The organism is Pseudomonas sp. MS19, from assembly GCF_013277615.1.
GTDB classification, from domain to species: domain Bacteria; phylum Pseudomonadota; class Gammaproteobacteria; order Pseudomonadales; family Pseudomonadaceae; genus Aquipseudomonas; species Aquipseudomonas marincola.
The window spans coordinates 80,916-99,812 of the sequence record NZ_VBTO01000004.1 but is presented as its reverse complement, the minus strand read 5'-3'; the positions used below and the strand labels follow the sequence as shown (position 1 = coordinate 99,812).

At 57.4% G+C, this 18,897-nt stretch carries 17 protein-coding genes; 7 read left to right on the top strand and 10 right to left on the bottom strand.

The features are described from left to right. The first annotated feature begins 277 nt into the window (after positions 1 to 277). The 4 genes from FEZ62_RS01670 (at position 278) to gcvT (ending at position 5,575) form a co-directional block, all read left to right on the top strand. Positions 278 to 1,654, top strand: a complete 1,377-nt coding sequence (locus tag FEZ62_RS01670) for a sodium:alanine symporter family protein (protein ID WP_069901069.1) — start codon at positions 278 to 280, stop codon at positions 1,652 to 1,654. Positions 1,655 to 1,704: 50 nt separating this feature from the next. Next, positions 1,705 to 2,958, top strand: a complete 1,254-nt coding sequence (glyA, locus tag FEZ62_RS01665) for a serine hydroxymethyltransferase (RefSeq protein WP_172926609.1) — start codon at positions 1,705 to 1,707, stop codon at positions 2,956 to 2,958. Positions 2,959 to 3,021: 63 nt separating this feature from the next. Next, positions 3,022 to 4,398: an L-serine ammonia-lyase gene (locus FEZ62_RS01660; protein WP_172926608.1), complete on the top strand. Its 1,377-nt coding sequence runs from the start codon at positions 3,022 to 3,024 to the stop codon at positions 4,396 to 4,398. A 52-nt stretch (positions 4,399 to 4,450) separates the two neighbouring features. Beyond that, positions 4,451 to 5,575, top strand: coding sequence for a glycine cleavage system aminomethyltransferase GcvT (gene gcvT, locus FEZ62_RS01655; protein ID WP_172926607.1), 1,125 nt, complete (start codon positions 4,451 to 4,453; stop codon positions 5,573 to 5,575). Between the two features lie 720 nt (positions 5,576 to 6,295). On the opposite strand, the gene dsbG is transcribed toward gcvT, so the two are convergent. From dsbG to FEZ62_RS01630, 5 genes are all read right to left on the bottom strand, one after another. After that, positions 6,296 to 7,069 (bottom strand): thiol:disulfide interchange protein DsbG, encoded by a 774-nt coding sequence (gene dsbG / locus FEZ62_RS01650; protein ID WP_172926606.1) that lies wholly within the window; start codon positions 7,067 to 7,069, stop codon positions 6,296 to 6,298. Further along, positions 7,066 to 7,881 carry a TlpA disulfide reductase family protein gene (locus FEZ62_RS01645; RefSeq protein ID WP_172926605.1) on the bottom strand — a complete coding sequence of 272 codons (816 nt, stop codon included), beginning with the start codon at positions 7,879 to 7,881 and terminating at the stop codon, positions 7,066 to 7,068. The genes dsbG and FEZ62_RS01645 overlap by 4 nt, the downstream gene beginning before the upstream one ends. A 117-nt stretch (positions 7,882 to 7,998) precedes the next feature. Next, positions 7,999 to 9,129 carry a carboxypeptidase family protein gene (locus FEZ62_RS01640; protein ID WP_172926604.1) on the bottom strand — a complete coding sequence of 377 codons (1,131 nt, stop codon included), beginning with the start codon at positions 9,127 to 9,129 and terminating at the stop codon, positions 7,999 to 8,001. A gap of 94 nt (positions 9,130 to 9,223) precedes the next feature. Then, a complete protein-coding gene (locus tag FEZ62_RS01635; RefSeq protein WP_172926603.1) occupies positions 9,224 to 9,781 on the bottom strand; it encodes an XRE family transcriptional regulator in 558 nt (185 codons plus the stop codon). A gap of 35 nt (positions 9,782 to 9,816) precedes the next feature. Further along, positions 9,817 to 11,106 carry an FAD-binding oxidoreductase gene (locus tag FEZ62_RS01630; RefSeq protein WP_172926602.1) on the bottom strand — a complete coding sequence of 430 codons (1,290 nt, stop codon included), beginning with the start codon at positions 11,104 to 11,106 and terminating at the stop codon, positions 9,817 to 9,819. A 220-nt stretch (positions 11,107 to 11,326) separates the two neighbouring features. Between FEZ62_RS01630 and FEZ62_RS01625 the strand changes: the two genes are divergently transcribed. Next, complete coding sequence (locus tag FEZ62_RS01625; protein WP_172926601.1) at positions 11,327 to 11,875, top strand: tetratricopeptide repeat protein; 549 nt, start codon at positions 11,327 to 11,329, stop codon at positions 11,873 to 11,875. Between the two features lie 54 nt (positions 11,876 to 11,929). Here FEZ62_RS01625 and FEZ62_RS01620 read toward each other — a convergent pair whose 3' ends face one another. Further along, positions 11,930 to 12,682 (bottom strand): FadR/GntR family transcriptional regulator, encoded by a 753-nt coding sequence (locus FEZ62_RS01620; protein ID WP_069902136.1) that lies wholly within the window; start codon positions 12,680 to 12,682, stop codon positions 11,930 to 11,932. A gap of 517 nt (positions 12,683 to 13,199) precedes the next feature. Between FEZ62_RS01620 and FEZ62_RS01615 the strand changes: the two genes are divergently transcribed. Further along, positions 13,200 to 13,409, top strand: coding sequence for a hypothetical protein (locus tag FEZ62_RS01615; protein WP_090515096.1), 210 nt, complete (start codon positions 13,200 to 13,202; stop codon positions 13,407 to 13,409). Positions 13,410 to 13,461: 52 nt separating this feature from the next. On the opposite strand, the gene FEZ62_RS01610 is transcribed toward FEZ62_RS01615, so the two are convergent. Further along, positions 13,462 to 14,979: a helicase HerA-like domain-containing protein gene (locus FEZ62_RS01610; protein ID WP_172926600.1), complete on the bottom strand. Its 1,518-nt coding sequence runs from the start codon at positions 14,977 to 14,979 to the stop codon at positions 13,462 to 13,464. A gap of 125 nt (positions 14,980 to 15,104) precedes the next feature. Here FEZ62_RS01610 and FEZ62_RS01605 point away from each other — a divergent pair, with 125 nt between their 5' ends. Then, positions 15,105 to 16,982: a methyl-accepting chemotaxis protein gene (locus tag FEZ62_RS01605; RefSeq protein WP_172926599.1), complete on the top strand. Its 1,878-nt coding sequence runs from the start codon at positions 15,105 to 15,107 to the stop codon at positions 16,980 to 16,982. Between the two features lie 69 nt (positions 16,983 to 17,051). Here FEZ62_RS01605 and FEZ62_RS01600 read toward each other — a convergent pair whose 3' ends face one another. The 3 genes from FEZ62_RS01600 to purU form a co-directional block, all read right to left on the bottom strand. Then, entirely contained in the window at positions 17,052 to 17,243 is a 192-nt protein-coding gene (locus FEZ62_RS01600) for a hypothetical protein (protein ID WP_172926598.1), read from the bottom strand. A 91-nt stretch (positions 17,244 to 17,334) separates the two neighbouring features. Next, a complete protein-coding gene (locus FEZ62_RS01595; RefSeq protein WP_069902132.1) occupies positions 17,335 to 17,760 on the bottom strand; it encodes a CBS domain-containing protein in 426 nt (141 codons plus the stop codon). A gap of 47 nt (positions 17,761 to 17,807) precedes the next feature. Further along, complete coding sequence (purU, locus tag FEZ62_RS01590) at positions 17,808 to 18,659, bottom strand: formyltetrahydrofolate deformylase (protein WP_150548404.1); 852 nt, start codon at positions 18,657 to 18,659, stop codon at positions 17,808 to 17,810. Positions 18,660 to 18,897: the final 238 nt, after the last annotated feature.

Sequence of the window (18,897 nt, the reverse complement as noted above, 5' to 3'; positions counted from 1 at the left end):
CCCGGCTCATCAACTGATGGTCCGTGTGGATTGGCGCCTCGATCTGTGGCGCCAACCAATATCCGATTGCTCACCGGTAATCGGTCATGCAACACCTTGGTTTCACCCGTTTGACGATGTATTCGGGCTTCTGAAAAAAATGTTCAACGCCAACGCAACAAAGTTGGCGCAGAGTGGTTCAGAGGCAACCGACAATTCCACCTGCAACACAACTGCAAACAGCCCCTAACCAGCACAGGCAACCCCTGACGCTGACAACAACAATAAGGTGCGTTATATGGAATTTCTCAACACCCTCGTAAACACAATCAACGGACTCGTCTGGGGCCCACCCATGTTGGTGGCGATTCTCGGCACGGGCCTGTTCCTCATGTTGCGCCTCAAGTTCATGCCGCTGAGCAAGATCGGCGCTGGCTTCAGCCTGATGTGGAAAGGCCGCAAGAAGGATGATGAAACCAGCGGCGAGATCAGCCCGTTCCAGGCACTGATGACCTGCCTCGCAGCAACCGTCGGTACCGGCAACATTGCCGGCGTGGCCACGGCGATATTCCTCGGCGGCCCCGGTGCGCTGTTCTGGATGTGGTGCACAGCGCTGGTCGGCATGGCAACCAAGTACTGCGAAGTGGTGCTGGCCGTGCATTACCGCGAGAAAGATGATCGCGGCGAACATGTCGGCGGGCCGATGTACGCAATCAAGAACGGCCTGGGCAAGAAGTGGCTGTGGCTCGGCACCGCATTCGCCATTTTCGGCGGTCTTGCAGGTTTCGGCATCGGCAACATGGTGCAAGTCAACAGCATGGCGCACGCCCTGCAAACCACCTTCGACATTCCCCTGTGGCTAACCGGCGTGGTCAGCATGGTCGCCGTGGGTCTGGTGATTCTCGGCGGCATCAAGCGCATCGGCGTCGTTGCAGCCGCACTGGTACCGTTCATGTGCATCGCTTACATCGTCGCCTCGATTGTGGTGCTGGTGGTGTTTGCCGAGCAGATCCCGAATGCCTTCAACCTGATCTTCACCCACGCCTTCAGCCCAGCAGCCGCCACGGGTGGTTTTGCCGGTGCAGCGGTGATGGCGGCGATTCGTTTCGGTGTCGCCCGCGGCATTTTCTCCAACGAAGCGGGCCTCGGCACCGCCGGTATCGCGCAAGCGGCGGGCACCACCAATAGCCCGGTTCGTTCAGGCATGATCGGGATGCTGGGCACATTTATCGACACCCTGATCATCTGCACCATGACCGGTCTGGCCATCATCTGTTCCGGCGTATGGACCAGCGGCGTGAGTGGCGCGGCGCTTTCAGCCTCGGCATTCGAGTCGGCCATGCCCGGCTTTGGCGGCGCATTCCTGAGCATCGCGCTGGTGGTCTTTGCGTTCACCACCATTCTTGGCTGGAGCTATTTCGGCGAGAAGTGCTGGGAGTTCATGGTCGGCACCAAGGCAATCATGCCGTTCCGGATTATCTGGGTACTGGCCGTGCCTTTTGGCGCCATTGCCCAACTCGACTTCGCCTGGCTGCTGGCCGATACGCTGAATGGTTTGATGGCCCTGCCTAACCTGCTTTCATTGCTGCTGCTGAGCCCGATCGTAGTCAAGCTGACCCGCGATCATTTCAACCCGAACATCGTTGAGCGCAGCGTCGAATCCCTGCAACGCTAAATCATCTTGCGCGGGCGATGAGCGCCCGCGCCTTCTTGAAGGACACCGCAATGTTCTACAAAAGCCTGACTCTGAATGATTACGACCCTGCGCTGGCCCACGCCATTGCTGCTGAAGAGCAGCGTCAGGAAGACCATATCGAGCTGATTGCCTCGGAAAACTACACCAGCCCTGCGGTAATGACCGCGCAAGGCACCGGCCTGACCAACAAGTACGCCGAAGGCTATCCGGGCAAGCGTTACTACGGCGGCTGCGAGCATGTGGACATCGTCGAAAGCCTGGCCATTGAGCGCGCCAAGCAACTGTTCGGCGCTGACTACGCCAACGTCCAGCCGCACTCGGGCTCGTCTGCCAACTCGGCGGTCTATCTGGCGCTGCTGCAAGCTGGCGACACCATTCTCGGCATGAGCCTGGCACATGGCGGCCACCTGACTCACGGCGCCAAAGTCAGCTCATCCGGCAAGCTGTATAACGCGGTGCAATACGGCATTGATGATCAGGGCATGATTGATTATACCGAGGTTGAGCGACTGGCTGTCGAGCACAAACCGAAGATGATCGTGGCTGGTTTCTCGGCTTATTCGCGCACGCTGGACTTCCCGCGCTTCCGTGAAATCGCCGATAAAGTTGGCGCTTATCTGTTCGTCGACATGGCCCACGTGGCCGGCCTGGTTGCCGCTGGTTTGTACCCGAACCCGCTGCCGTACGCGGACGTGGTCACAACCACCACCCACAAGACCCTGCGCGGCCCGCGCGGCGGCTTGATTCTGGCCAAAGCCAACGCTGAGATCGAGAAGAAACTCAACTCGGCGGTATTCCCAGGCGGCCAGGGCGGCCCGTTGATGCACGTTATCGCGGGTAAAGCGGTGTGCTTCAAAGAGGCGATGGAGCCTGCGTTCAAAACCTATCAGCAGCAAGTGATCAACAATGCCCGCGCCATGGCCGAAGTGTTTGTGGGTCGCGGCTATGAAGTGGTATCTGGCGGTACCGATAACCACCTGTTCCTGCTCAGCCTGATCAAACAGGGTCTTACCGGCAAAGCGGCCGATGCCGCGCTCGGCGATGCACACATCACCGTCAACAAGAACGCCGTGCCCAACGATCCGCAGTCGCCGTTCGTGACCTCGGGCATTCGTATCGGCACGCCAGCAGTCACCACCCGCGGCTTCAAGGAAGGCGAGTGCCGCGAACTGGCTGGTTGGATTTGCGACATTCTCGATGAACTGGATAACCCGGCAGTTATCGAACGTGTACGCGGTCAGGTCGCGCAGCTGTGCGAAACCTTCCCGGTCTACGCTGACTAAACCACAGGTTAAGTCATTGATGCGACCAGCGCCCGGCGTTGGTCGCGGATAAATCGAGGTTATATGTCACTCAGTGTTTTTGACTTGTTCAAGATAGGCATCGGCCCTTCCAGTTCGCATACGGTTGGCCCCATGCGCGCGGCTGCCCGTTTTGCCGAAGGCCTGCGCCGTGACGACCTGCTGCAATCGACGGCCAAGGTATGCGTTGAACTCTACGGCTCACTGGGCGCGACCGGCAAAGGCCACGGCAGTGATAAAGCGGTGCTGCTGGGCCTGCTCGGCGAGCACCCGGACAGCGTCGATACGACGACGATCGAGCAACGTCTGAGCGAGATTCGCAAAGCCGGCGAGATCCCGTTGCTCGGTGAAAAGACCATCCGTTTTGTCGAGAAAGAACACCTTTCGATGATTCGCAAACCACTGCCCTTTCATCCCAATGGCATGATTTTCCGCGCCTTCGATGAAGCCGGTTTGCAAACCCGCAGCCGCGAGTACTACTCGGTTGGCGGCGGTTTTGTGGTCGACGATGAAGCCGCCGGGGCGGATCGCATTGTCGAAGACAAAACCCAGCTGGCCTACCCCTTTACCACGGCCAAGCAACTGCTTGCCCACTGCGCTGAACACAAGCTGTCGATCAGCCAGGTGATGTTGGCCAATGAAGCGGCGTGGCGACCTGAAGCGGAAACCCGCGAGCGCCTGCTGCACATCTGGCAAGTGATGCAGGACTGCGTCAACGCCGGCTGCAACAACGAAGGCATCATGCCGGGCGGGCTCAAAGTCAAACGCCGCGCAGCCGCTCTGCACCGGCAACTGTGCAAACACCCCGAAGCCAATATTCGCGATGCACTGAGCGTACTTGACTGGGTGAACCTGTACGCCTTGGCAGTCAACGAAGAAAACGCCAGCGGCGGACGCGTGGTTACCGCGCCAACTAACGGTGCGGCAGGCATCATTCCCGCCGTGCTGCATTACTACACGCGCTTCATCAGCGGCGCCAACGATGACGGTGTGATCAACTTTCTGCTCACCGCTGCGGCAATCGGCATTCTCTACAAAGAGAACGCCTCGATCTCGGGCGCCGAAGTGGGCTGTCAGGGTGAGGTTGGCGTGGCGTGTTCGATGGCCGCCGGGGCGCTGTGTGAAGTGCTGGGCGGCACGGTGGAACAAGTCGAGAACGCGGCCGAAATTGGTATGGAGCACAACCTTGGCCTGACTTGCGATCCGGTAGGCGGCCTGGTTCAGGTGCCGTGCATCGAGCGTAACGCGATGGGCTCGGTGAAGGCGATCAACGCTGTGCGCATGGCCCTGCGCGGCGACGGCCAGCACTTCATCTCGCTGGATAAAGTGATCCGCACCATGCGCCAGACCGGCGCCGACATGAAGAGCAAATACAAGGAAACCGCGCGTGGCGGTTTGGCTGTAAACATTATCGAATGCTGAAAACACGTGGCAGCCAGCGCGCTGCGGCGTAAAGAATACCAAGGAGACCCGCATGACTACCGAAACACTCGCAAAAACCCCGCTGCACGCCCTGCACCTCGAACTGGGTGCACGCATGGTGCCGTTCGCAGGCTTCGACATGCCTGTGCAATACCCGCTGGGTGTGATGAAAGAGCATCTGCACACGCGCGATCAGGCCGGTCTATTTGATGTCTCGCACATGGGCCAGTTGATACTGCGCGGCGCCGACGCGGCCAAGGCGCTGGAAACACTGGTACCGGTCGACATCATCGACCTGCCGGTCGGCATGCAGCGTTATGCGATGTTCACGGACGAGAACGGCGGCATTCTTGACGACCTTATGGTTGCCAACCTCGGCAATGACACCCTGTTTCTGGTGGTTAACGCTGCCTGCAAAGATCAGGATCTGGCCCACTTGCAAAAGCACATCGGCGCACAGTGCGAGATCGAAAGCCTGTTCGACACGCGTGCATTGCTGGCCCTGCAAGGCCCGAAAGCGGTTGATGTTCTCAGCCGTCTGGCGCCGGAAGTGGCGCAGATGACCTTCATGCAGTTCGCGCCAGTGCGCCTGCTCGGGGTTGATTGCTTCGTCAGCCGTTCGGGCTACACCGGCGAAGACGGTTATGAAATCTCAGTGCCGAATGAAAGCGCCGAAATGCTCGCCCGCAGCCTGCTGGCCGAGCCGGAAGTCGAGGCCATCGGCCTGGGCGCACGTGACTCGCTGCGCCTCGAAGCCGGCCTGTGCCTGTATGGCCACGACATGAGCACCAGCAGCACGCCAATCGAAGCCAGCCTGCTCTGGGCCATCTCCAAGGCTCGCCGTGCCGACGGTGCGCGTGCCGGTGGTTTCCCTGGCGCTGAACGTATCTTCGCCCAGCAGCAAGCCGGCGTTGACAGCAAGCGCGTGGGCCTGTTGCCGCAAGAGCGCGTTCCGGTGCGTGAAGGCGCAGAAATTGTTGATGCCGACGGCACCATCATTGGCGCGGTATGCAGCGGCGGCTTCGGCCCGACACTGGGCGCACCGGTTGCCATGGGTTATGTAAAAGCCAGCCATGTACCGGCAGACAGCGAAGTCTGGGCAATCGTTCGCGGCAAGAAAGTGGCTATGAAAGTGGCCAAAACCCCGTTCGTACCACAGCGCTATTACCGCGGCTGATAAAAACCAAGAGCGTGCGCGGTTTAGCGATTGTCGCGACCGCGCCGTTGTTGGGAGTTCCATCCACCGCACGCCGAAAATCGCACCTATTGGGTTTCTGTTCACTGGAGGATGAAATCCGCGCAGCGGCTTCCGTCATGACGGCCTAACGGTATTACGCGGTTAGGTTGTTGATTGCCGAATTACGCAAGATTCAAAAGCCACACCGCGCGCCCGCCCCAACATCGCAAAGACGGAAACCCCGTTGGGGGTTCCATCCTCCGGCGCCGAAAATTACGCCGTTGTGAGCTTCTCTTTGCTGGAGGATGGAATCCGCGCAGCGGCTTCCGTCATGACGGCCTAACGGTATTACGCGGCTAGGCTGTTGATTGGCAAGTTACGCACGATTCAAAAGCCACAACACGCCAGGCGCAACATCGCGATGACGGAAACCCCGTTGGGGGTTCCATCCTCCGCATCGAAAATCACACCGTTGTGAGCTTCTCTTTGCTGGAGGATGGAATCCGCGTAGCGGCTTCCGTCATGACGGCATAACGGTAATACGCGGTTAGGTTGTTGATTGCCGAGTTACGCAAGATTCAAAAGCCACACCGCGCCAGACCCAACATCGCGATGACGGAAACCCCGTTGGGGGTTCCATCCTCCGCATCGAAAATCACACCAATTTGGTTTCCATATTGCGTGGTGAATCCTTGGCCGCAATCACAAAACCCGTTGGGTTTATTTGGGGCCCATGATTTTTTGCAGGGCATCGGGGCGTGGGGCGCCTTGCTGTTGTTGCAGACGGCCTTTGTCGTCGAGATAGAAAATCGCCGGCGTGGCCTGGCCACCCATTTCGTCCATCAGCGCCAGATTGGCGTCTAGCTGCTTCTTGATATCGGCTGGGATGTCCTCCATCGCCTGCAGGGTGCTGGCTTTGCCTGCACTCTCGTGCTGGTTGAGCGCCTCTGTCGGCGATTTGGAGGTCAGCAGCGTAGCGGCCTTGGCTTCGCTGTCTTCATGAATTACGCCGACCATAATGTGCCGTAACTGCACTTTGCCCGATTCGACCCACGGCCGCGCCTGTTTCCAGAACATATTGCAGTACGGGCAATTGGCATCGCTGAACATATAAATAATGCGCGGCGCCGAGTCCTTGCCATCGGCAATCCACTCGCTCTTCTCCATGCGCGCCCACATCTCTTTGCCCAGCGGCTCGTAGACCAGCTTCTCCAGAGGCGCCTGGCTGAGGTCCTGGCCGTTCTCGTCGAGCAGGGTGCCGAGCAATACGTGCTTGCCGTCTTTAGTCAGGTACAACGCCAGACCCTGGCCGTTGTACTTGGCGGCATAACCCTGCAAGCCGTCGGGCGCATCAAAGCGTCCAACGACTTCAGCGCCACGCGCCTCGACCGCCTTGATTGCCGCCGGTAATTCTTCGGCGTGCAGAGCCCCGGCGCCGAGGGTGAAAATGCCAATCGCGGCCAGCGATTTGGCGAGGGTGAATGCGTTATTCATGGTTGTACGTCCTTATCAAAATGTTCCAATGCCTGGGTCAGGCTCGCCTTGGAGAGTTCTCCGAGGTGACTGCCAAGCTGGCGTCCTTGCGCGCTGTAAAACAGGGTAGTAGGCAATGACATCGAGCCAACCCTTTGGCCCAGCCGACCACCGCTGTCGAGTAGTACGTTATTTAGTTCTAGCTTGCTATGCGCGAGAAAGCGCTGAACTTCCTCAGCGCCTTCGCCCTGATTGACGAACAGGAAGGTGATCTCAGAATTCGCCGCCTGCGCCTCAGCCAGCACCGGCATTTCTCGCCTGCACGGCGGACACCAGGTCGCCCATAGATTGATCACCACCGGCTTGCCAACGTAATCCTGTAGCTGCACGGGCGCGCCCGATGCATCCCGCAAAGCGACTTCGGGCATGCGTGTGCCCTGCTCGAATGCACTGAGCATCATGCTGCCCATCGCCCACACCAACACACCCACGCTCATGCCGATGCCCAGCGGTTTACGCAGTTTCGGCTTGCGCCAAAGTATCCACACACCGAATGCCAACGCCGCCAAAGCGCCAGGTTCGACGATGAATCCGCCGTCGCGAATATCCAGCACGCCCCACGGGTCATCGGCGAACAACGGCAAATAGCGCAACACAAATGCCAGCCGAGCCACCAATAATCCGACAAGCAGGATGCTGAACAGCTGGCTCTCTGGATTACTGCCACTGCTGCGCCCAACCCACCAGCCAATCACAACTGCCAGCAACAGGCTGCCGAGTATCAACAAGTGAGCCACGCTTAACGTCAGTGGCCCGAGACTCACACTCAACATTGAATTCCCTTTTGATCAACCGGCAGTTTCGAATGGCCAAGCAACTGCACAATGGCGAGTTGAGCACTTCAGAACCGCATAACCTGCATTGGTTCCCGCAACGCCGCAGCTTTGCGGCTAGCGCAACTGCTCGACCATCGACGCCGCAACAGTCAGCACGTCTTTACCCAACTGCATCGAGCGCTGGCCATTCCAGCCGGTCTGCGGATCGGGCGAGTCGAGGTGATCCTTGAACGGCATTTCAATGGTGAACGAAAGGCAGTCATAAGCCAGTCCCACCGCGTTACAAGCCAACGTAGTGTTGGCTTTGCCCGGTTCGTCGAGCGGATAACCGTGCACAGTTTGGAACTCCGCCCCGCACTCGATCAGGCGCTGGCGGAAGGTGCTCTCCAGCTCTGCAAGGCGCGGGGTGTAGCCCGGATTGCCCTCGCAGCCCGCCGTGAACACATGAGGGATTTCCTCATCGCCGTGAATATCCAGAAACATATCCACGCCAATATTGCGCATGTGCTGCTGCACAAATAACACTTCGGGGCTTTTCTCGGTGCTCGCCGATTGCCAGGCGCGATTGAGGTCTGTGCCGGCGGCGTTGGTGCGCAAATGCCCGCGAAAGGCGCCATCGGGATTCATGTTCGGCACCAGATACAAACTGGCCTGGTCGAGCAGCTGATTAAGCACTTCATCATCACGCTGCCCCAGACGCTCGATAATGCCCTGCATAAACCACTCGGCCATATGCTCGCCGGGATGCTGCTGGGCAATGATCCAGATCGAACGCTGCGCCTGCGGATTGCGGCTGACCCGCAACAGTTCGATATTGCGACCCTCAATACTGCGGCCCGTGGCGCAAAGCTCAACGCCCGGCAACTCAAGCGCTTTGCACACAAGGGCGGCATGGCGCTCGCGGCTGTAGGGCTCGAAATAGGCAAACCAGACCTGCGGCTGAGCAGGCGTCAACTCGAACTTAAGTGCGCCGCCCTCAAACCGGCTGGGCACCCGAAACCAGTTGATATGATCGTATGAGGCAACGGCGTCATAGCCATCCCAGGCATGGGGATAAGCCGAGCCACCGGCGTTGGTCAGGTTGAATGTATGCGCCAGGCCAACCTGCAACGCTTCGACCTTGAAGTGAAACCATTGGTAATGATGGCTATTGAGGTCCTTGCGGATAGCCAGCTGCACATCTTGCGGATTGCTGGCGTTGATCACCTCAATGTTGCCGCTGTCGAAATTACAACTGATTTGCATACTGCCCCCGGATGGTCGGCCACGATGACAAGCAGCACCGTGCGTGAGTCGTAGAGGGTTAAAATATACCCCACTCCCGGACAATACTCGCCACCTAGCGGAACACCCAGAGCACGCGGGTGACTGAGCCTGTCTGATTGGCGTAGCGAAACCGGCTATGCGCCGGCAACTGGAAGCTGTCGCCAGGTTTTAAAATCACCGGCCGGACGCTGTCGTTATGCCAGATGCTCAGTTCGCCTTCCAACACGAAGCCGCCTTGCTCGGAACTGTCATCAAGGTGTTCGGCGCCACTGCTCGCGCCCGGCTGAAGAAAGCTCTCAAGCATCGAGAACCCTGCCGAGATTGAGGGTGAGACCAGAACATCGGTCACGCCGTCGGCGTAATACAGCGTGCGCCGCTCATCCGGTCTGGTCACCCAACTCAATTCCCGGGGTTTGTCCGGGCTGTAGAAATAAGTTGTTGGTACGCCCAGCGCCTCGCTGATCGCCGTGAGGTCAGCCACGGTCGGTCGCGAAAGGCCACGCTCTATTTGCGAGACAAAGCCGAGCGAGCGGTCAATTTTCGCTGCCAGTTGGCCAATCGTCAGGTTCTTGTGTTTGCGCAGATCGCGAATCAGCTTCGCCAATTCTTCGGTCTCATTCAGCTGATCCATCACTGCCCTCCCGGCCTCAATGCCGCCCGTCGTATTCAAAAGAAATCACGCAGGCGATACCACGCCTTGCCAGCCGCTTCGATGGGCGCAGCCAGAAAACCACCGCCCGGAAACGCCGGGTTATCCAGCGACTGATACAGCGCCAGTAATTCATCGTTGCCTAAAATCGCGTCGGTCACTGCGCGTGCGCCCGCCAGCGTCGGCAAAATGCCGTGGCCGGAGAAACCCTGCAGCCAATAGCGCTGCCCCTCCCGGCCGATGTCCGGCGTGCGCTTGAGCGTGCAGTCAATATGCCCGCCCCACGCATAGTCGATCTCAACGCCTTGCAACTGTGGAAATACCCGTTGCATATAAGGTCGCGTAGCCGCGGCGACATCCTTGGGAATCCCGCCGAGGTAGGTGCAACCGCCCCCGAACAGCAGGCGATTATCCGGCGTCAGGCGAAAGTAGTCCGGCACAAACTGATTATCGATCACGCAGCTGTTGCGTGGCAGCAGCGAGTGCGCAAGCGCCTCATCGAGCGGCGCCGTGGTGACTTGATAAGAGCCGACTGGCAGCACCCGACGCGACAGATTGCGGTCTAGCTGGTCGATGTACGCATTGCACGCCAGCACCATAACATCGGCCTCAACCCGGCCCTTGTCGGTACGCACGCTGTAACCTGTTGGACCCTGCTGGTAATCAAGTACATGACTTTGCTCGAAAATCTGCCCGCCAGCCTGCTCGATTGCACCTGCCAGACCTTGCGCGAGCTTTAGCGGATTCAGATGAGCGCCTTGGGCGTCATACAGCGCAGCCTGATAGCGCGAACTGCCGATCCATTCTGCCAACTCATCACGATGGATCAGTTGCAGGCTCTGGCAGGCATATTTGTCTTGAGCCTCGTGCAGCGCATCTTCGAGCCGTGACACCCGCCGCGGTTGCACCGCCGCCCACAAACTGCCCTGCTGATAGTCCACTGAAAAACCATGACGGGCAGGCAGTTCGCGCAGCTCCTCGGCGGCCCAGCACATGCTTTGCCACAAACGCCGGGAACGCTCCAGACCCAGCGCCGCCTCAAGTGGTGGCATATCACATGACCAACCCAGCAATGCTTGCCCGCCATTGCGACCCGAGGCAGCCCAAGCCAGTCGACTGGCCTCAAGCAATGCAACACGCTTGCCCGCCAGCGCCAGCCGCAATGCACTGTGCAAACCGCTGAAGCCGCCACCGACAATTACCACATCCACCCGCACATCGCCTTCAAGGCAGGGACGCAGCGTAATGGGCTGTGGATAAGTCGCGCTGTAGTAGCTGCAGATATGCTGGGCTGATTGCTTGAACATGGGCCACCCTGAAATTTTATATCGTTATTTCCATGAAAAAATACACAATAAATTTCACCAAACCAAGTTCTAGCGCCTTCGACCAACTTATTGTCAGTTACAGTGTCTGTAGATTCATGGCCTGCGCGCTGTAAACCGGCCAATGCTCACTGACTTCAACGCGCATTAACACAGCACTCACATCTCGCGGGTCGCGCTCACTCGCTGAAAGGGGAAGAACATGAAATACGCAACCGGCCCTCTGGCCAAACTGGCCGCCCTTGTGGCCGCACTGTTGATCGTTGCTGGCTGCAGCAGCAAGGGCGACCAGCCGCAAACGCCAGAAACCCCAACCACTGGCGACGCACCGGCAACGCAGCAGATGAACGAATACGAGCAGCTGCAAATGCGCGCCAAACAGGGCGACATCAACAGCCAGTTCCAGCTGGGCAGCAGCTACTTTGTCGGCAAGCCGGTGAAGGATTTGAAACAGGCCGAATACTGGTGGAAGCAGGCAGCCGACAAAGGTCAGTCGATGGCAGCGGTAAGTCTGGCTTACCTCTACACCGGCCGCGATGACCCGGCAATGGCCAACCAGAAAGAGATGCTCAAGTACCTGAATCAGTCGGCAGCCGCCAACAATCCGATGGCGCAACACATCCTCGGCACGCTGTACCTGAAAGGCGACTTTGGCGTCCCGCGGGACCCAACACAAGCTAAAGCGCTGTTTCAGAGCGCCTGCAACTCACGCTACAGCGAAAGTTGTGAAACCCTGAAGAAACTGCCCTAAGGCCAACAATAACGCCGTGCTCAGAGCACGGCGTTATTGCATCACCTGCCAAGCTCAGGCAGTTTCTGCAGCCTTGATTTCTGCATTCGACTCAAAAGCCTTCTGCAAGCGGGTTCGGCTGTTGATCAAGTGCAAACGCATGGCCGCTTTGGCCGCTTCAGCGTCCTGGCGCATAATCGCATCGTAAACTTGATCATATTCGCTGATCAGCGAAAGTTTCAGATCATGCAACTGAAAGTCTTCCGAATAAAGTTGCAGCCGTGGAATCACACACGCACCAATATGCTGCATGATGTCGATGAAGTAATTATTCCCAGTCGCCTCACAAATACGCATGTGAAACTGGAAGTCAGACGCCTGAATTCCGCTGGTCTGGTTTGCGCTTTTTTTGAAGTTATCCAGCGCATCACGAATATCTTCTAATTGTTGCTTGTTTCGTCGTTGTGCGGCTAATCCTGCCGAGTCGACTTCAAGGCCATTGCGCAATTCAAGTACGGCCAACATATCGCGCAAACTGACAATAGTGGCAGGATCAATTCTCAATCCGCTGGGGCTGGGTGTATTAAGTACGAAAGTACCAACACCATGACAAGTTTCGACCAAGCCGTTTGCCTGCATTCGCGACAATGCTTCGCGAACAACAGTACGGCTTACGCCATTTTCATCCATCAATACTGCTTCGGTGGGTAATTTATCGCCGCGTTTTATCTCGCCGTCGCGAATTTGTTGGGATAAGCCTGCGACCAGTTCCTGGGCCAGGCTGCGGTACTTGCGGTGTGGGCGTGGGAGCATTTTCTGACGTTCCATGTCAAAGGTTCTCTAGGTCCGGACTACTGAAGTTAAATCATAACGGGACAGTTGTACGATGAAAGCCATTTTGGCCAACCGAATGTAGGGTATGATGACTCTTGTCGACTCGTTCATCGCTTTGTGCAGTTAATGTGTCCCGTTCTCTTGTTTGAACATATTCTGTTACAGGCAACAGCGGGTTGCTGTTCAGCTGTGAGAAAGACGCAGACGCCTTGAAAAGCAAACTATTACGCCTGATCAACGAGTCATTTACCGAACTCAACGGAGTGCTTCAGCAGAGGAAATAGCCCCAAACGCTAGACTTTTCTGCTGCAGGTACGATAATAATAAAAGCTAGCCAATAGCTATCAGCAATACTCAGTCCAACACTTAGCCGGTGTTCCGACTGGATCACACTTCGTTAATATTTAACCTGTAGAACCATCAGAGCAGTTTCAACTGCCACGAAATTAGCAGCCATGCACACGGCTAAGCATTGCTGCACTTCATTATTAACAGACAATTGGAATATCACGTGACGAAAGACGAACTGCGCGCTGAACTCGAGCGCCAGGCGAAGCGTTACAAGGACGTATACGGCGGGGAAGTTACAACCTACGCAGCTCAGCCAGACCCTGAACGCAAGCCATGGCGGAAAAAGTCCAACTTACTCGATGAAGCTTTTGAAAAAGAGCTGGAGAAAATCGAGAAAGATCTACAAAGCAAAGAAGCCGCCAAACCCTGATAACTCACGCCGCCCAGTCAGAGCTTTTGATTCTCTGACTGGGCGACTGCGATCAGCGCTTTTTCCTGGTTCCCAGTAAAGAGCCCATAAAGCCCCGCACCAATTCGCGACCAAACTGGTTGGCGGCTTGGCGAACGGCCGTCTTCATGGCCTGGCTGGCAAAACCATCCAACAATTCAGACGCCACATCGGCAAAGCCCTTTTCGGCTTTCTCGCCCTTGTTGGGCGCCGTGGACTTCTCAGCAGCCGCGCCAGATTCTGGCTCTTGCACCTTGGCCTCACTCGCCCGCTGAGTGAGAATTTCGTAGGCAGACTCACGATCAATCGGCTTATCGTAGCGACCGCGCAGTGGCGACTGGGTGATCAGCGCAGCACGCTCACCCTCATTCAATGGCCCGACTCGCGACTGCGGCGGCGCAATTGCCACTCGCCGGACCATCGCCGGAGTGCCCTTCTCTTCCATGGTGCTCACCAGTGCTTCACCGATACCCAGTTCGGTCAGCACACTGAGCGTGTCGAAATCTGGGTTGGGCCTGAAACCGTCTGCCACTGCACGGAGCGACTTTTGCTCCTTGGCCGTGAAAGCGCGCAAACCATGCTGAATACGCAAGCCCAACTGGGCGAGCACATCATCGGGCAAGTCCGCTGGGGACTGGGTGACAAAGTAGACGCCAACACCTTTCGAGCGAATCAGCCGCACGACCTGTTCGAGCCGTTCTTGCAGCGCCTTGGGCGTGTCGGCAAACAGCAGATGCGCTTCGTCAAAAAACAGCGCGAGCACTGGCTTGTCGGCATCGCCGCGTTCAGGCAGCTGCTCAAATAGCTCGGCCAGCAACCACAACAGAAAAGTGGCATAGACCTTGGGCGCTTCATGCACCAGACGGCTGGCGTCCATCAGGTGCACACGCCCCTTGCCATCGGCAGTGCTCTGTAGAATATCTTCAAGTTGCAGTGCCGGCTCACCAAATAGCGCTTCGGCGCCCTGCTGCTCCAACGCCGACAACCGGCGCAACAATGCCTGCGAAGAGGTGTTGGTAAACAGCGCACTGTCCTGCCCCAGAACTTCGGGATTGTCTTTGAGGTGCGCCAACAAGGCTTTCAGGTCTTTGATGTCCAGCAACAACAAACCTTCGCGATCAGCCACTTTGAAGGCTGCATAGAGCGAAGCCTGCTGGCTGTCCGTCAACTCAAGCAGCGAGCCCAACAGCAAAGGCCCCATTTCGCTCAGCGTGGTGCGTAGCGGGTGGCCGCTCTTACCGTCGACATCCCATAACGTAACAGGGTAAGCCTGCGGGGAGTGATTCAGCCAAGGCATGCTGGCAATCCGCTCGGCGATCTTGCCGCTGGGATTTCCAGCGGCGCCAAGGCCGCACAAGTCACCCTTTATATCCGCAGCGAAGACTGCCACGCCGGCGTCACTGAAACATTCAACCAGACGCTGCAACGTCACGGTTTTACCGGTTCCGGTCGCGCCGGCGATCAAGCCGTGACGGTTGGCGAGACGCAATGCCTGGCCAACGGGCTCGCCCTTTAAATCGGCGCCAAATACAAATTGCTCTGCTGCAGGCATCCATTCGTCCTCTGAGTTAAAGCTTTGTCATGCGCATGCCGAAATAGCTGTATACGCCTGACGTGGCCAGACTTTCACGATTCTTGTTAAAGACTGGTTCCAGAACCTAACCGATGCAAGAAACCATGACCAAAAACTTAAAGTTCAGCCACAAAATCCTCATCGCAGCCTCGCTGGTGGTCATTGCGACCTTCACGATGTTCACCCTTTATAACGATTATTTACAGCGCAATGCTATCCGCAAGGACCTGCAAAGCTATCTGCGTGAGATGGGTGCGGTCACGTCGAGCAATATCCAGAACTGGTTGTCGGGCCGCATTCTGATGGTGGAAAGCGTCGCGCAATCGGTCAGCACTGACTCGGGGCAGGAGGCGCTGGTCAACCGCCTTGAGCAGAAGGCACTGGCTTCAACCTTCGACTTCACTTATTTGGGTGGCAATGACGGCGCATTCACCATGCGCCCCGACGACAAAATGCCCGACGGTTACGACCCGCGCACCCGGCCCTGGTTTATGGATGCTCAGGCAGCCGGCGGCACCACGCTCACCGAGCCTTACATTGATGCGGCAACCGGCGGCATGATCATCACGATTGCTACGCCTGCCTTGAACCGCGGCGTAGTTGGTGGCGATCTGAACATGTCGGTGCTGGTCGACCTGATCAATTCTCTGGATTTGGGCGGCATCGGTTACGCCTTTCTGGTCAACGCCGACGGCAAAATTCTGGTTCACCCTGACAAAAGCCGGGTCAATCAGACGCTGCGCGAGATGTACCCCAGCAACACACCAGCGATCAACGCGGACTTCAGCGAAGCCAGCCTTGATGGCGTAACGCGCATTTTCAGCTTCACTCCGGTGACTGGTTTGCCGTCCGTTAAATGGTATCTGGGCCTGTCGATCGACAAGGACAAAGCCTATGCAATGCTCAGCGAGTTCCGCCAATCCGCAATCATCGCCACGCTGATTGCGGTGGTGGCGATCATTCTGCTGCTGAGCATGCTGATCAAAGTGCTGATGCGCCCGCTTAACACCATGGCCAGCACCATGCAGGACATCGCCAAGGGTGAAGGTGACCTGACGCAACGCCTGAAAATTGAATCCAACGACGAGTTCGCTCAACTGGCCACCGCCTTCAACCAGTTCGTCGAGCGTATCCACAGCTCGATCCGTGAAGTGTCATCCGCCACCAGCAAGGTCAATGAAGTGGCCAAGTTGGTTGTGAGTGCTTCGAACTCCTCGATGCTCAACTCCGATGAGCAGAGTAATCGCACACACAGTGTTGCCGCCGCTATCAACGAGCTGGGCGCAGCCGCGCAAGAAATTGCCCGCAACGCAGCGGATGCTTCAACTCAGGCCTCGGATGCACGCGGCCAAGCTGAAGACGGCCGTCAGGTGGTGGAGAAAACCATCGCCGCGATGAATGATCTGTCCAGCAAGATCAGCGCCTCTTGCACCAATATCGAAGCGCTGAACAGCAAAACGGTGAACATCGGCCAGATTCTCGAGGTGATCAAAAGCATTTCGCAGCAGACCAACCTGCTCGCGCTCAACGCTGCCATTGAAGCAGCACGCGCCGGTGAAGCCGGCCGCGGCTTTGCCGTGGTCGCCGACGAGGTACGTAACCTGGCGCATCGCACTCAGGAGTCGGCTCAGGAAATCGAAGGCATGATCGAAGAGTTGCAAGTCGGCTCACGCGAGTCGGTTCTGACCATGACCGAAAGCCAGCGTTACAGCGAAGAAAGCGTGGTGATCGCCAATCAGGCAGGCCAGCGTTTGGGCGCAGTCACGCTGCGAATCGGCGACATTGACGGCATGAACCAGTCCGTTGCCACCGCCACCGAGGAGCAGACATCGGTCATCGAGTCGCTGAACATGGACATCACCGAAATCAACACCTTGAATCAGGAAGGCGTAGAAAACCTGCAGGCCACTTTACGCGCGTGCAGTGAGCTGGAGAGCCAGGCCACCCGCTTGAAGAGCATGGTCGACAGCTTCCGCATCTGAGGTACTTACGCGAGTAAAGACAAGGGCGCCAATCAGGCGCCCTTTTTATTGCTGTAATGCTGCGCTGGCTTAGCGACTTTTTTCGGGAGCCGGATGCGCGGATTGCCCGGCCTGCGCATGCAACTCGCCCAGCAGCTCTTTGGCCTTACTGAAATCGGCGCCGTCCTCTGCGCTCAACTCGTCTATATCGTAACGGCTCAGGCATCCCTGGCCTAATGTCTTAGGTGCAACGGATACCGCTTTCTCAAATGGATCGTTCATAGTTTGCCCTCGGCGATGCCATGCCGAAATGTCCATGGCTATGTATGCAGACTGGCACACGTAGCCGACAGTTCCAGTTTGCTCACCCTAACTAATCGACAGATTCCGTGCCCTGCTCATGCTGGGCAAACTCTTTGACTGCTCGCAGCACGTCGCTGCGGCTTATCTGGCCGACCAGCCGGCCATCGGCAATGACCGGCAAACGTCCCAGCCGCCCTTCGAGAAACTGCTGGGAAACGGTGATGACGTCGACCTCGGGCGAGACCGTTTCAACCTCACGCGTCATCTGATCGCCCACCGTGCCACCAATCGACTCGTAGTAGGCGCCCGAGAGAATCGCCCGCAGGCAGTCCCCCTCGGACAACATGCCGATCAGATGCCCGCTGGCATCGACCACCGGAGCGCCGGCAATGCGATGCTCAAGCAGGCGGTTGATCGCGGTGAACAGATCCGTTTCAGCACGAAAGGTCACCAAATGGCGCGTCATGTAATCGCGCACCTTGATTGACTTCAACATAGCCTGACTCCTCTGTCGGGCGTCCTGGGCGGCGCACGACAGAACAGTTAGTTGAACACTACCGTCTTGTTGTCGTGAACCAGAACGCGATCTTCCAAGTGGTAGCGCAAACCACGTGAAAGCACCATTTTTTCAACATCCTTGCCGAGGCGAACCATCTCTTCGATGCTGTCGCGATGGCTGACACGTACCACATCCTGTTCGATGATCGGCCCGGCATCGAGCTCCTCGGTTACATAGTGCGAGGTCGCACCGATCAGCTTAACGCCACGCATCGAGGCCTGATGGTATGGCTTGGCGCCGACGAACGATGGCAGGAAGCTGTGATGAATGTTGATCACACGCTGAGCATAGTCGCTGCACAGCTGTGGCGGCAGAATTTGCATGTAGCGCGCCAGCACGATGACATCCGCCTGATGCTCTGCAACCAGCTGCGCAACCTGATCAAAGGCCGGCTGTTTATTCTGCGGATCAACCGGCACGTGGAAAAACGGGATGCCGTGCCATTCAACCATGCTGCGCAGGTCGTTGTGGTTGGAGATCACGCACGGAATCTCACAATCCAACTCGTTGCTGTGCCAGCGATGCAGCAAGTCTGCGAGGCAATGCGACTCGCGACTGGCCATAAGGACCACGCGCTTCTTCTGCTCGGAGTCGGTAACCCGCCACTCCATCGAGAACTCGCGCCCGATTGGCGCGAAAGCCTGACGAAAGCCGTCGAGATCGAAAGGCAACGAGTCGGCACGAATTTCATGGCGCATGAAGAACCAGCCGGTCTGGTTATCCGAGTGATGGCTAGCCTCAGTTATCCAACCGTTATAGGTCGCAAGAAAGTTACTGACCTTGGCCACGATCCCCACCCTGTCCGGGCAAGCAATGACGAGGCGAAAAGTGCGCATGAAATACTCCAGAGCTGGGCAAAGTCGGCCATTTTAGCCACTCTCGGGAAAAACTGCAGTATTCATCAGGCCCCTGCGCTAAACAGCCTTGCAGCCGCGCGACAGGGAATATTTCTCGGCGCTGTAATATTTAGTCGAAAACAGCCTGCGAAGACCAACCGAACTAAACCTGTTGAAAGCTGTTGCGCCATTGCAAGGCAATAAGCAACTCGCCTGAATATGCAAAATCAGTAATTTA

What these genes read in the sequence shown, in the direction of transcription:
- FEZ62_RS01595 (WP_069902132.1), bottom strand. Translation starts at nt 17,760, where the DNA reads ATGTTGAAGTCAATCAAGGTGCGCGATTACATGACGCGCCATTTGGTG.
- FEZ62_RS01635 (WP_172926603.1), bottom strand. Translation starts at nt 9,781, where the DNA reads ATGGATCAGCTGAATGAGACCGAAGAATTGGCGAAGCTGATTCGCGAT.
- FEZ62_RS01645 (WP_172926605.1), bottom strand. Translation starts at nt 7,881, where the DNA reads ATGTTGAGTGTGAGTCTCGGGCCACTGACGTTAAGCGTGGCTCACTTG.
- FEZ62_RS01630 (WP_172926602.1), bottom strand. Translation starts at nt 11,106, where the DNA reads ATGTTCAAGCAATCAGCCCAGCATATCTGCAGCTACTACAGCGCGACT.
- FEZ62_RS01610 (WP_172926600.1), bottom strand. Translation starts at nt 14,979, where the DNA reads ATGCCTGCAGCAGAGCAATTTGTATTTGGCGCCGATTTAAAGGGCGAG.
- FEZ62_RS01670 (WP_069901069.1), top strand. Translation starts at nt 278, where the DNA reads ATGGAATTTCTCAACACCCTCGTAAACACAATCAACGGACTCGTCTGG.
- FEZ62_RS01625 (WP_172926601.1), top strand. Translation starts at nt 11,327, where the DNA reads ATGAAATACGCAACCGGCCCTCTGGCCAAACTGGCCGCCCTTGTGGCC.
- purU (WP_150548404.1), bottom strand. Translation starts at nt 18,659, where the DNA reads ATGCGCACTTTTCGCCTCGTCATTGCTTGCCCGGACAGGGTGGGGATC.
- gcvT (WP_172926607.1), top strand. Translation starts at nt 4,451, where the DNA reads ATGACTACCGAAACACTCGCAAAAACCCCGCTGCACGCCCTGCACCTC.
- dsbG (WP_172926606.1), bottom strand. Translation starts at nt 7,069, where the DNA reads ATGAATAACGCATTCACCCTCGCCAAATCGCTGGCCGCGATTGGCATT.
- FEZ62_RS01620 (WP_069902136.1), bottom strand. Translation starts at nt 12,682, where the DNA reads ATGGAACGTCAGAAAATGCTCCCACGCCCACACCGCAAGTACCGCAGC.
- FEZ62_RS01640 (WP_172926604.1), bottom strand. Translation starts at nt 9,129, where the DNA reads ATGCAAATCAGTTGTAATTTCGACAGCGGCAACATTGAGGTGATCAAC.
- FEZ62_RS01605 (WP_172926599.1), top strand. Translation starts at nt 15,105, where the DNA reads ATGACCAAAAACTTAAAGTTCAGCCACAAAATCCTCATCGCAGCCTCG.
- glyA (WP_172926609.1), top strand. Translation starts at nt 1,705, where the DNA reads ATGTTCTACAAAAGCCTGACTCTGAATGATTACGACCCTGCGCTGGCC.
- FEZ62_RS01660 (WP_172926608.1), top strand. Translation starts at nt 3,022, where the DNA reads ATGTCACTCAGTGTTTTTGACTTGTTCAAGATAGGCATCGGCCCTTCC.
- FEZ62_RS01600 (WP_172926598.1), bottom strand. Translation starts at nt 17,243, where the DNA reads ATGAACGATCCATTTGAGAAAGCGGTATCCGTTGCACCTAAGACATTA.